6 protein-coding genes are annotated in these 13467 nt (G+C 54.2%); all 6 read left to right on the top strand.

Annotated elements, in window-relative coordinates; translation table 11 throughout:
* The first annotated feature begins 675 nt into the window (after positions 1-675).
* Genes ACDI13_RS08780 through ACDI13_RS08755 form a run of 6 tightly spaced genes read left to right on the top strand, consistent with a single transcriptional unit; the run spans position 676 to position 13459 of the window.
* Positions 676-8250 carry an SDR family NAD(P)-dependent oxidoreductase gene (locus tag ACDI13_RS08780; protein WP_316988897.1) on the top strand — a complete coding sequence of 2525 codons (7575 nt, stop codon included), beginning with the start codon at positions 676-678 and terminating at the stop codon, positions 8248-8250.
* On the top strand, positions 8243-9583 hold the full coding sequence (locus tag ACDI13_RS08775; RefSeq protein ID WP_316988896.1) for an aminotransferase class I/II-fold pyridoxal phosphate-dependent enzyme: 1341 nt from the start codon (positions 8243-8245) through the stop codon (positions 9581-9583). Before ACDI13_RS08780 ends, ACDI13_RS08775 begins: the two co-directional genes overlap by 8 nt.
* A 2-nt stretch (positions 9584-9585) precedes the next feature.
* The gene (locus ACDI13_RS08770) at positions 9586-10785 is read left to right on the top strand and encodes a polysaccharide biosynthesis/export family protein (RefSeq protein ID WP_316988895.1); all 1200 of its coding nucleotides are present in this window, start codon (positions 9586-9588) and stop codon (positions 10783-10785) included.
* A 42-nt stretch (positions 10786-10827) separates the two neighbouring features.
* Complete coding sequence (locus tag ACDI13_RS08765; RefSeq protein WP_316988894.1) at positions 10828-11616, top strand: ABC transporter permease; 789 nt, start codon at positions 10828-10830, stop codon at positions 11614-11616.
* Complete coding sequence (locus tag ACDI13_RS08760) at positions 11613-12275, top strand: ABC transporter ATP-binding protein (RefSeq protein WP_316988893.1); 663 nt, start codon at positions 11613-11615, stop codon at positions 12273-12275. The genes ACDI13_RS08765 and ACDI13_RS08760 overlap by 4 nt, the downstream gene beginning before the upstream one ends.
* Positions 12272-13459 carry a chain-length determining protein gene (locus tag ACDI13_RS08755; protein ID WP_316988892.1) on the top strand — a complete coding sequence of 396 codons (1188 nt, stop codon included), beginning with the start codon at positions 12272-12274 and terminating at the stop codon, positions 13457-13459. Before ACDI13_RS08760 ends, ACDI13_RS08755 begins: the two co-directional genes overlap by 4 nt.
* The last annotated feature ends 8 nt before the right edge of the window (positions 13460-13467 follow it).

Raw genomic sequence — 13467 nt, 5'->3', positions numbered from 1 at the left:
TACTTGAGTGTCAATTATGGCTGGCCTGTAAGTTGCCTGATAGTCCTGCAGAAGCTTGGTTGATGGCTTTAGTGCAGCATTGGATTGTTACAGTGAGCCTGGCCTCATTTCAATTCTATATAGATTAGAACAACTACGTAATGGTAACATTCCGAGCTGCTAATGTTTTTGCAGTGCGGCAGATGACAGCCAAGAGGGAAAAGTTTTTGGCAAGTAAAAGTCTTTGCTTAATATCAAATTTAAAATTCATTTTGCTTAAGGTGGCAGTGAAGTGAAAATGCCTTCGATATTTTGCCTGGGCGGCTTGATTAGGCTTTCTTGGTGAATATATCTAGGGTTTTGTTGTTTTTCAAACACTCATTTTTTGTTGTAAGCAATAAATAGAACAATATTAATAGTGGATATTTAATTTGGATATTTTATTTTTTTGTGTGAGTAATTAAATAAAAGTCAAAAATGAATATTATTAAATTACATGGAAATTTTATGATTTTCATGTAATTTTCGTTTGTAAGTCATAGTAACGGGTTGTAATTTTTGCCATTGTTTACTGGTGTGCTGCCTAGGACACGACTATGTCAGAAGTCGTTGTCCAAAATAGCGTTTTATCAAATATGACTATTCCGTGCTTCGCGGTGATAGGGCAAGTCAGTAAAGATCGAAAGGGTAGGGTGCGTGTCTCAAAATACAGGCAAGGGTGCTGAGGGCTTGGAAGCATCCCGTACGGATATTAATAAAAGCAATACTGCGTCAGGAGCAATCGCCATTATTGGTATGGCGTTTCGCTTTCCCGGCGATTTATCGCAACCCTATCAGTTCTGGAACGCTTTAATTGAAAAGCGTGATCTGGTTACGGAAATTCCTGCCGACCGCTGGGCGACCGTCGAGTTGCAGCACGACACTAGGTCTGAGCCTGGTCGCAGCATCACGTTTTCGGCTGGCGTCCTGTCGCGTATTGACCAGTTCGATGCGGATTTTTTTGGTATCTCCCCACGCGAAGCTGCCTGGCTGGACCCTCAACAGCGTTTGTTGCTGGAGCTGTCGTGGGAAGCTATGGAAAATGCGGGCGTTGTACCGTCCTCCATGGCCGGCAGTGACTGTGCGGTGTATGTCGGTATTTCCGGTCTGGATTACGGCATGCGCGGCCTGGATGATTTGGCCAGCCTGACTGCCCATATGATGACCGGCAATACCATGAGCATTGCGGCTAACCGTCTGTCTTATATCTACGACCTGCACGGACCGTCCATGGCGGTGGATACCGCTTGCTCGTCTTCCTTGGTGGCCCTGCATCAAGCGTGTTCAAGTTTGCGTAATGGCGAGGCCTCCACCGCTTTGGTCGGTGGCGTCAATCTGTTGCTGCACCCTTATCCCTTTGTTGGTTTTACCAAAGCGTCGATGTTGTCGGCAGACGGCCGCTGCAAGGCGTTCGATGAAGCCGGTAATGGCTATGTCCGTTCTGAAGGCGGTGCGGTACTGATGCTCAAGCCCTTGGAGCAGGCGCTGGCCGACGGTGATTCGGTACAGGCTGTTATTTTGGCAACGGGCGTGAATGCCGATGGTGCTCGCAAGACGGGTATCACCATCCCTAGTTGCCAGGGACAAATTGAGTTGATGCGCTCCGTGCTGGAGCGCAGCGGCCTGACTGCGGGGGATGTGGACTTTGTCGAGGCTCACGGTACGGGTACAGCAGTCGGTGATCCTATTGAAACCACCGCAATCAGTGCGGTGTATGGCAAATCGCGCGAACAGCCTTTACCGATAGGCTCGGTTAAAGCGAATCTGGGGCATATGGAATCGGCCTCTGGCATGGCCGGTTTGGTTAAAACAGTGCTGGCTTTGCAGCATCAGGCCCTACCGCCTGCTTTGCATTTGAAAACACCTAATCCCGCGATTGATTTTGACGGCTTGAATCTGGAGCTGTTGCCTGAGGGTCGTGAGTTGCACCGTACCGACGGCAAGCCTTTGGTGGCGGGGCTTAATTCTTTTGGGTTTGGTGGTGCCAACGCGCACGTTTTGCTACAGGCTCCCGTAGCGACTGCCGTTCAATCGACAGTTGTGCCGAGCTCGGCTTTACCGCCTTTGGTCTTGTCGGCCAAGACAGAAGCGGCGCTGCGTGAGCAGGCAGGTAATTATGCGGACTTGCTGGACGGCAAGACTGCAGAAGCGTTTTACGATGTCAGCTATGCAGTAGCGTACCGTCGCCAGACCTTGGCTCGTGCGTTGATCATTCAGCCTGACACAGTTGAAACAGGCGTGGAGCAACTGCGTGCTTATGCGCAAGGGCAAGACTTGCAGGGTCTGCAAACGGTAGATACCTTGGGTAAAGAAGGCCAACTGGCTTTTATCTACGCCGGTAACGGAGCGCAGTGGTTGGGCATGGGCGTGACCTTGTTGCGCGAGTCCCCCCGTTTCGCGGCTTTGCTGTCCGAGCTGGAAGCCATGATGAAGCCTTTGGCGGGTTTCTCGCTGCGGGAGCAATTGCTGGCCGATTCTGCCGCTTCCCGCATGGATGACACAACCGTTGCCCAGCCCTTGTTGTTTGCCCTGCAAGTTATTGTGACGCGCATGTTGCGCGAAGAGGGCATTGAACCTGATGCGGTGGCCGGACACAGTGTGGGCGAAATCGCTGCCGCCTGGGCCGCCGGTGCTTTGGATTTGGAACAAGCCATACGCGTGATTTGTGCGCGCAGTCAGGCTCAAGGTCTGACTCGTGGCCAAGGCCGGATGGCTGTGATTGGTCTGTCACTGGAAGCGGTGAACACCTTGCTGGACAGTGTGGGTGCGGATTTGGGTGTGAATGTGGCGGGTGTGAACAGCCCCTCCAACATCACGCTGTCCGGCAGTCTGGAAGGTTTGCAGCGCATTCAGTCTAGCCTGGAAGGCCAAAGCGTTTTCTTCCGTCTGCTGGATTTGGATTACGCCTTTCACAGCCCTTATATGGATGGCTTGCTGCCGCATCTGGAAAAGAGCCTGGGCGATTTGCAGCCCGGCCAACAGGCGCCGCAAGCCCGTTTTGTTTCGACTGTTACCGGCCAGGAATTGTCCCCACACGAACTGGGGGTGGATTACTGGTGGCGCAACATTCGTGAGCCTGTACAGTTCGAGCAGGCGATTGATTGCCTGGCCAAACAAGGTTGCCGTGTTTTTCTGGAAATTGGCCCGCATGCCATTTTGCAGCGTTATATCCGTGAAACCCTGACTCAGGCCGATGTTCAGGGTGTGGTGCTGTCCAGCCTGCGCAAGCATGACGATGGCCCACAGCGTCTGGTCGATACGGCCCTGCATACCTTGGCTCTGCTGCCGTTGCAGTTGAAAGCCCGTTTCCCTGTGCCTGGCCAGCCGGTGGAGTTGCCTGTGTATCCGTGGCAGCGCGAGCGTCACTGGTACAAGACCAGTACCGAAGGGATGCGTTCTATCGAACGCCGTCGTGTGCATGATTTGCTGGGCTGGCGCTTGCCCGATAGCGATATCAGCTGGGAAAACGTGCTGGACCCGGTGATTCTGCCTTGGCTGGCTGATCACAAAGTGGGTGGGGCCATGGTGTATCCCGGCGCTGCTTATCTGGAAATGGCCTTGGCTGCTGCCCGTGAGTGGTTGGGTGACGCACTGATCCTGGTGGATGAGCTGGATATTTTGGCTCCGCTCGTTTTTGACGGTGAGCATGCCCGCAGCCTGCGTTTTGTGCTGAACCCGCGTGATGGCAGTTTCTACATCAAGAGCCGCCAACGCCTGAGTCAGGACGAGTGGGTGGTACACGCTAGTGGTCGCATTCTGGCTTCGGATGAACGCATGCCCAAGCCTGAGCTTTCGCCTTTGGCCTCGGCTGAACTGCAGATTGAGCGTGATCACCACTACCGTCTGGCGCATTCCCTGGGCCTGGATTACGGCCCGGCTTTTCAGGGTTTGAAAGCCTCGCAGGTTCAAGATACGTACCTGAATGCGGAACTGGAAATGCCCGTCGGCCTGGAGCAAGACGGCTATCTGTTGCACCCGGCCTTGATGGACGTGTGCTATCAGTCCTTGGTGGATTTCTTCGCACACGATATTGAAGCAGGCCAAGGCGTGGCTTTGCTACCTGTGAAAGTGGGCCGCTTTACCTTGTCCACTGAAGGGCAGGTGACGCATTTCCGTGCACATTTGCGTCGTAGCAGTGCCCGTTCAGTACTGGCGGATTTTGAGCTGTATGGTGCGGATGGCCGCTTGCTGGCCAGCGCCCAGGCTTGCCGTTTCCGCGCGGCACATTTCTTGCGCCAGGATCGCCACGCGGTCTCCACCTGGCAAATTACCCCGTATCTGCGCCCTCATCCTTGTGATGAGCGAGCCGCCGTTACGCTCTCGCCTGAACAATTGGCGCAACGTGGCTGGGCAGCATTGGCTGATCAACAGCAAGAACGCGAAACATGGTTTCAGCAAACCTTGCCCTTGCTGGATGCCTTGAGCCTGTCCTTTGTTTATGAGGCTTTCCAGGACGTAAAGCCTTCCGAACTCAGCCCTGAAGTATTGAATAGCCCGTATGTCCGCTGGATGAGCGAGCTGCTGCGTGGTGAAAATCTATTGCAAGATGGCGAAGGCTGGCGTGTGGTGGAGCAGGCCGATATACCTGCCGCCCAGGATTTGTGGCGCATGATTTTGCAGGACTCGCCGAGCAGCTTGCCACAACTGACCCAGATTGGTTCGGTGGGCCGCCAACTGCCCGCTTTGTTGCGTGGAGAGCTGTCGGGCGAAGAACTGCTGGCTTCCTTGCGCCGTTCTCCGGTGGTTGAAGTGCTGTATGACGATGACCCCATGTATCTGGGTGTACGTCTGGCACTGGAAGCTCAGTTGCGAGAGCTGGCTACGAACTTGCCCGCTTCCCAGCGATTGCGAGTGCTGGAAATCGCCGTAGGCCCAAGCGATTTGCCCAAGACTCTGGCTGCTTGTCTGTCTGAGGACCAGTTTGAGTATGTCTTGGCCTTGCCGGATGCCGATTTGCAGGCACGTCAGGCGACGCAACATCATGCTTTGGCCAATGTGCAGGTGGTCGGTGTTGACCTGCAAGAGTGGCGACTGGAGCAGGACGACAATACACCGTTTGATGTCGTGATTTTGCGTCATAGCCTGCACCGTACCGTGCATGTGCCGCCAGCCCTGATGCGTAGCAAGCAATGGCTGGCAAGCGGTGGTGTCTTGCTCTTGGCCGAGTGCCACCCTGACTGGCATGCCGATTTTCTGTCCGGTTTGGATCAGAACTGGTGGTATGCCGCCGGTGAGTCGCAATCCTCCTCTTTGTTATCGCCAGAAGGCTGGAAGAAGGCTTTGGAGCAAGCGGGTTTTGAGCCGATTCAAACTGCACTAGAGCTTGCTGCCCAGGAATTGAGTGAAGGGGCTTACTTGCTTCTGGCCAGCGCCGCGACAAAGCAGGAGGGTCACAACCCAGACACGGCCACTACAGCACAGTGGCTGCTGGTGTTTGACGAGGCGTCCCAAACGCAAGCCCATTCTTTGCAGGCCCGTTTGGAAGCCGCTGGCCAGACGGTCAACACCCAAGCCTGGCCACTGAGTGCCGACGCGTTGGCTGATGAAAGCACTCTGAACGTGGTGCAGATGCTGGGTTGGGCTGACACCGCTGCTGCTGCCAGCCAGACCAGCGCGCAATTGCTGACTTTGACGCAAGACTTGTCCGCCCGTACCGCTGCAAGTCGCCTGTTTCTGGTGACGCAAGGTGGTGCCTTGCCGGCGATGGCAGAGGAATTGGATTGGGCGGTGAATCCAGCCCAGTCGGCCTTGTGGGGTTTTGGGCGTGTCGTGATGAACGAGCTGCCGGCCTTGTCCTGCACCTTGATTGATCTGGCCGGGGATGTGAGTGCCAGCAATATCGCTCAGCGTCTGGAGCGCGAGCTACTGTGGCCAGATGGTGCGACAGAAATTGTCTTGTCCCAAGACGCGCGCCATACCTTGGTGTTGGAAGAGGCTACGGCGGCAGCGACGGCTCGGCAAAGCCAGGATGCTCGCTTCAAGTTGGACTTCCAGGTGCCCGGACAGTTGCGTAATCTGGAATGGCAGGCTGCTCAAACTCCGAGTCTGGCTGCGGATCAGGTTGAAGTCCGTACCATGGCAGCGGGTCTGAATTTCCGTGACGTCATGTATTTGATGGGTTTGTTGCCGGACGAAGCTGTGGAAAACGGCTTTGCCGGTGCCAGTCTGGGCCTGGAGTTCTCGGGCGTGGTGACACGCGTTGGCGCTGATGTCGCCAATGTGGCTGTTGGCCAGCCCGTGATGGGCTTTGGCTCTTCCTGCTTTGCCAGCCATGTGGTGACACGCGCGGATGCCGTCGCCCCTATGCCCGAAGGTTGGAGTTTTGAAGCGGCTGCAACGGTTCCCACCGTGTTCTTCACGGTGTATTACGCCCTGACGCATCTGGCTCATATCCAGCCCGGTGAAAAAGTACTGATACATGGCGCGGCAGGTGGCGTAGGGATTGCCGCAATCCAGTTGGCCCGCCATTTGGGCGCAGAGATTTATGCTACCGCCGGTACGGACGAGAAACGTGTGTTCGCCTCCTTGCTGGGCGCTGATCATGTGTTCGATTCGCGTAGTCTGAGCTTCGCCCAGGACGTGATGGATGCCACGGGCGGTGAAGGCGTGGACGTGGTGCTGAACTCGCTGGCGGGTGAAGCCATGCGTCGCAGCCTGGATGTGTTGAGTCCGTTTGGCCGCTTTCTGGAGCTGGGCAAGCGTGACTTCTTCGAGAATACGCCGATTGGCTTGCGCCCCTTCAAGAGCAATATCAGCTATTTCGGCATTGATGCCGACCAGTTGCTGACAGGGCGCCCAGCCTTGGCGGGACGTTTGTTCAAGGAAGTCATGGCGCTGTTCCATGATAGCGCGCTGTTCCCACTGCCTTACCGTAGTTTTAGTGCCGAGCATGTGCTGGATGCATTCCGTGCCATGCAGCAGGCTCGTCATATTGGCAAGCTGGTGGTGTCCTTGCAAGATGCCCAGCCCCGCCTGCCCGTAAAACCAGCGGCTGACCTTATCGACCTGTCCGCACAGGGTACGTGGTTGGTAACGGGTGGTTTGTCTGGTTTCGGTTTGGCCTCAGCCCAATGGTTGGTCAAGCGTGGTGTGCGCTCTCTGGTCCTGGCGGGTCGCCGTGGTGCTGATACCCCTGGTGCGCAAGACCTGTTGGAGCAGTTCCAGGCACAAGGTTGTCGTGTGCAAATCGTGGCGTGTGACGTTACTGATTCTGTCGCAGTGCACGCCCTTGTCGCCCAGATTCAGGCAGGTGATAGTCCACTGACCGGCGTGTTGCATGCTGCTGCCGTGTTTGATGACCGTCTGATCGCTAATATGGATCGGGACAGTCTGGACAAGGTGCTGCAAACCAAGTTGGTGGGTGCATGGAATCTGCACCTGGCTACTCACGATTTGCAGTTGTCCCACTTCGTGCTGTATTCCTCCGTGACGACCTCTATTGGTAACCCTGGACAGGCGAACTATGTGGCTGCCAACGCGGGTCTGGAAGGTCTGACGCGCTTGCGCCAGAACCAGGGTCTGGCGGCTTCTTGCATTGCCTGGGGGCCGATTGGCGACGCAGGTTACCTGACACGCAATGAAACCGTTAAGGACAGCCTGGGCAAACGTCTGGGCAAGGCACCTTTGCAGTCGGATCAGGCGCTGAATCAACTGGACCGCGTATTGGCCGTCAATGGTGAAGTCTCCATCGTTGCCAACTTCGATTGGAATGCCTTGGCCCGTTTGCTGGCTTCGGCCCAGAGCGAACGCTTTGCCATTTTGAACCGTGCTCGCAAGGACCATGATTCTGGTAGCGACAGCCAGGATATTCATACCTTGATCGCGGGTAAAACGCCCGAGCAAATTCACACATTGGTGGCTGAGTGGGTGGCGCAAGAAGTCGCGAACATTTTGCGTACTGAAGTAGACCGTATTGAAACCCAGCGATCCTTGCATGATCTGGGCATGGACTCCTTGATGGCGGTGGAATTGGCCTTGGGTTTGGAGCAACGCTTTGGCGTACAGTTGCCCGCCATGGTTCTGAATGACTCTCCCACCGTGTGGAACGTCGCGACCCGCATTGTGGACAAGTTGATGGCCGGTAGCGAGGACTCGGCAGAGCAGGATGCTGGGCATTTGGTGGCCGATGTGGTGCGTCAGCACGGGGACGATATGTCCGAGGCGGACTTGCAAGGTTTGGCGCAAGATGTACAGCGATTGGCAGAAACAGGAACATCATTGATCAATGAGTAAGAACGATCTGGCGCCAGGCAGTAAAGCACAACTGATCCAGCGCATTCTGGGACGTAAAACCGGGCAAGCGGCCAGCAATGGCCGCATGGCCGAGCAGTCTGCAAGCCATCAGGGCGCGGCCAGCCATATTCCGGAGTCCTACACCCGCTTTGACCGCCACCCCGGTTACGAGAAAATGTTGGTGCCCAAGGCCATGGCCGATCGTATGGGCGTGCGTAACCCCTTTTTCCGCAGCCACGACGGTGTCGCCGCCGCGCACACCCGTATCGACGGGCGCGACTATCTGAACTTTGCCAATTACAATTATCTGGGTCTGTCTGCACACCCCGAAGTGAATGCGGCCGCCAAAGCCGCGATGGACCAGTACGGCACCTCCGCCTCGGCCAGCCGTTTGGTCGCGGGCGAGCGCCGTGTACAGCGTGAGCTGGAAGAAGAGCTGGCGCAGAACTACGAGGTGGATGATTGTGTGGTTTTTGTCAGTGGACACGCCACCAACGTCAGCACCATTGGTTACTTGTTTGGCCCCAAGGATCTGGTCATTCACGATAGCCTGATCCACAACAGTATTTTGCAAGGCATCCAGTTATCGGGTGCCGCCCGCCGTTCCTTCCCTCACAACGACAGCGCCGCTCTGGAGCGCATTCTGGCTGACATTCGTGGCCAGTTCGAGCGTGTACTGATTGTGGTCGAAGGCTTGTACAGCATGGATGGCGACATTCCGAATCTGCCCGCATTTATTGACATAAAACAGCGTTATAAAGCGTTTTTGATGGTCGATGAAGCTCATGCTTTGGGTGTGCTGGGCAAAACGGGCCGTGGTTCACACGAGTATTTCGGTGTGGCAGGCCGTGATGTCGATATCTGGATGGGCACCTTGAGCAAGACCCTGGCAAGTTGCGGCGGCTATATCGCAGGCAATCGTGCGCTGGTAGAGCTGCTTAAATACGCTGCTTCCGGTTTTGTGTACAGCGTGGGTATTTCCCCCGTGCTGGCGGCTGCTTCACTCAAAGCCTTGCAGATCATGCGTCGGGAGCCGGAGCGTGTACAGAACCTGCAAGAGCGTGGCAGTCAGTTTCTGAATTCGATGCGCTCGTTGGGAATCAATACCGGCTTTGCCCAAGGCTACGCCGTCATTCCTGCGATTACCGGCAGTTCTCTTAAAGCAGTCAAATTGTCCGGCCAGTTGTTTGATGCCGGTTTGAATGTGCAACCCATTATCCATCCTGCGGTAGAAGAAAAAGCAGCACGTTTGCGCTTTTTCCTGTCTTCCACGCATAGCCAGGATGACATAGACCTGGCGTGTGAAACCGTTCATACGCTCATGAAGAAATAAGCATGGCTCAATTACTACACACAGCAGTAAGCAAGATTGCAGCAATCGGACGACCCGTACTGGCCAGCACCCTGGTTGCGGTACTGGCCGGATGTGCCACGATGCCGGACTGGATGCCAGCCGATGGCCCCAGCCGACAGCAAGTACAGGAACGACGTGAAGGCCGTATAGAAGGCATCACCCTGGTCAACGTGACAGACGAGCTGACCAAGAAATTGGCCGCTAAAAAACGCATGGGTGACTTTGCAGCCCAGTTTCCCAGCACCGGCTCGAACAATTACCTGATTGGCCCTGGCGATGTGCTGGAAGTGTCTGTATGGGAAGCCCCGCCTGCCATGCTGTTTGGCACGATTTCGCTGGATCCCAAAGCAACGGCAGCAACGACCAATGCTGTTGCTTTCCCTCAGCAGATGGTCACGCCCGACGGCATGATCAGCATGCCCTTTGCAGGCCGTATTGCCGTCCAGGGCCGCAATACCCAACAGATTGAAGAAAGCATTGCCAAGCGTTTACAAGGTAAGGCCAATAACCCTCAAGTGCTGGTGCGAGTCATCCAGAACAACACGTCCAACGTAACCGTGGTGGGTGAGGTCAATCAAAGCACCTTGATGCCCTTGACACCGAAAGGCGAGCGTTTGCTGGATGCCTTGGCTGCGGGTGGTGGCGTTAAACAGGCGGTCAACAGTATTGCCATTCAGCTCTCGCGTGAGCAGAACACATCAACAATGGCCTTGGATACGATCATCCGTAATCCCAACCAGAACATCATGTTGAAGCCGGGCGATGTGATCACGGCGCTGTACCAGAACCAGAGCTTCTCTATTTTGGGTGCAACCGGCAAGAACGAAGAAATTCCGTTTGAAGCCAAAGGCATCTCTTTGGTTCAGGCCCTGGCCCGTTCTGGTGGCCTGGATACGTCGCGCGCGGATGCTCGCGGTGTGTTTGTTTTCCGCTTTGAAGATGCCGCGCTGGTGGACGGCGCTGCTGAATCGCCTCTGCTGGACAAGCAAGGCGTCGTACCCGTGGTGTACGAGATCGACCTGCGCGACCCGGCTTCTTTCTTCGTTACCCAGAACTTCCCGGTTCAGGACAAGGACGTGATCTATGTTTCCAACTCGCCAGCGGCTGAGTTCCAGAAGTTCCTGCGTCTGGTGGTATCGGTGGCTGTGCCTAGTACGACCTTGAACAATATGGTGAATTGATGAACCTCATGGTTGCACTCAACATTGTTAGTAGAGGCCGAGATGAGTAATCAGGTGCGCAGCCCCATGGCCGTCACCTGGTCGGTCTGGCGGGCGCTGTTTCTCCGTGAGGCGCTGGATCGTCTGTTTGATATGCGTGCTGCCTGGTTTTGGCTCTTGATGGAGCCGGTGCTGCATATCAGTTTCATGACATTTGTGTTTACTGTTATCCGGATGAAGACAGTAGGTGGCATCGACGTCATGATCTGGATTGTGGTTGGGATGTTGGCCTTTTTTACTTTTCGTCGTACGGCTGTTCAAGTGATGTACGCCGTTGATAGCAATAAACCTTTATTTGCCTATCGTCAGGTTCAACCTTTTGATGCATCAGTTGTGCGTGGCAGTTTGGAGGCGTTTTTGATGGCGTTGGTAGCAGCGGTGATCTTGACGGGAGTTGCGTTGCTTGGGCATGACATCCGGCCTGATGATCCGATACAGGTTATGACGGCGGTGTTTGGGTTGTGGCTGTTTGGTATGGGTTACGGATTGGTTGCTTCAGCATTAATGGCGTTGGTGCGTGAGACGGAACATATTCTTAAGATTTTGATGCTTCCGCTTTACTTGATTTCGGGCGTGATTATGCCGATTTCAGCGATTCCTCGGCCATATCGTGACTGGTTGTTGTTCAATCCGATCGCGCATGGCCTTGAGTTGGTTCGTCACGGATTTTCCAGTTTCTATCACGTGGTGCCAGGTGTCAGTATGGGCTACCTGTATGCATGGGGTGTCGCTAGTTTGTTTCTGGGCTTGCTCCTGTACCGACGTTTTGCCTTGCAGTTGGTGATGAGATGATCATCGTCGATGATGTTTACAAGCGATATAAGACAGCGCACGGCGTTGGCAAGTGGGTACTGGAAGGGGTCAATCTGACTATTCCGCCTAAAGTAAACGTAGGTCTTATTGGCTCCAATGGTGCTGGAAAATCCACGCTTTTACGTCTGATTGGCGGAGTTGATCATCCCAGTAAAGGAACTGTGCAGCGTTTATGTCGTGTCTCTTGGCCTATGGGTAATGGTGGCCTGGAAGGGAATTTGACTGGACGCCAGAATGCCAAGTTTGTTTGTCGGGTGCATGGTCATCAGGAGGATTTGGCTGATCGACTGGCCTTCATAAAGGATTTCTCCGAGCTGGGACAGGCTTTTGAAGAGCCAATTTATACCTATTCCTCGGGCATGCGTTCTAGGCTGCAGTTTGCCTTGTCTTTTGCCTTTAATTTTGATGTGTACATTTCCGATGAAGTGACCGCAGCAGGTGATGCTGCTTTTCGCAAGAAAGCGGCGGATGCGTTTAAAACCATGACCAATCGTGCAGGCCTGATTATGGTGGCTCACGATAATAAAACCTTAAAACAATTCTGCCAGGCTGGTGTCTGGCTGCATAAAGGAAAAGCGCACTGGTTTGACCAGATTGATGATGCGCTCAATGCCTACAAGGACTCGCTTCCCAAATGACTGAAACCCCCAGCGCATCCGCACAGGTTAGTAGCTCTCCTGTACGGGTCTCATCAAAACGACTCACTCTCTTGGATCGAGTGAAGGCGTGCTTTTCATTCCGCTTGTTTGATCATGCGGTAAATCTGATTCTGATTTTGGCGGTCCTTACATCCGTGTATTGGTTGGCGTTTGCCTCTGAGCGTTATGTTTCTGAGGCGAATGTCATTATCCGTAAGACAGACTCGGTCGGAGCACCAACATTTGATTTAGGCATGCTTGTATCAGGAGTGGCCTCGGTAGATCGGGCGAATCAGTTGTTGCTACGCGACTATTTGCTGTCTATCGATATGCTCAAGAAGCTGGATAAATCGTTGGATTTGCGTACTCACTACAGCTCGTCAAAGCATGACTTGGTGTCTCGTATGTGGTTTCAGGATGCTTCCATGGAATGGTTCCACAGGCATTATTTGAGCCGTGTTCAGGTTGAGTTTGATGAGTTCTCAGGCGTGTTGCGTATTAAAGTGCAGGCGTATGACCCTGAGATGGCACAAGCAATAACTCAACAGCTGGTTCAGGAAGGGGAACGCTATATGAACGTGCTTGGTCATGAGATGGCCCAAGTGCAGGTTGACTTTTTGGTGACGCAGGTCGATCAAGCTCAGCAGCGTTTTCAAAAAGCAAGTCAGGATCTGCTGAACTATCAGAACAAGGCCGGCCTACTTTCTCCACAGGCGACAGCAGAAAGCATTAATGCAATTGTGGCAGCCTTGGAGTCCCAGCGAGCCCAGTTGCAGACACAGTTGGCTTCATTGCCCAAATCTTTGGACCGCGATCATCCGAATATTCTGATGTTGAAACAGGCTTTGAAGGCTGTGGATACGCAGATCAAGGAAGAGAAGCTGAAGTTGGCGACGCCCTCGGGTGGGACTTTGAATAAGTATGTAGAAGAGTTTTATCGCTTGGAGATGAATGTGCAGTTCACCCAGGAGCTATACAAGTCTTCTTTGAGTGCCTTGGAAAAAGGGCGTATTGATGCCACTCGAATGTTGGAGAAGGTGTCCGTGCTGCAGTCTGCGACTTTGCCTGAGTATCCGCTGGAGCCTCGCCGTTTGTATAACACCTTGGTGACGCTATTGGTGGCGTTGATCCTGGCAGGGATTTTGAAGCTGCTTAAGAGCATTGTCTTGGACCATGTGGACTAATAGATAAT

Origin of the sequence: Alcaligenes faecalis (assembly GCF_041521385.1) — a bacterium.
Lineage (GTDB): Bacteria > Pseudomonadota > Gammaproteobacteria > Burkholderiales > Burkholderiaceae_B > Alcaligenes > Alcaligenes faecalis_E.
Note: the sequence above shows the minus strand (reverse complement) of the source record. Positions and strands in the feature narration are given on the sequence as shown.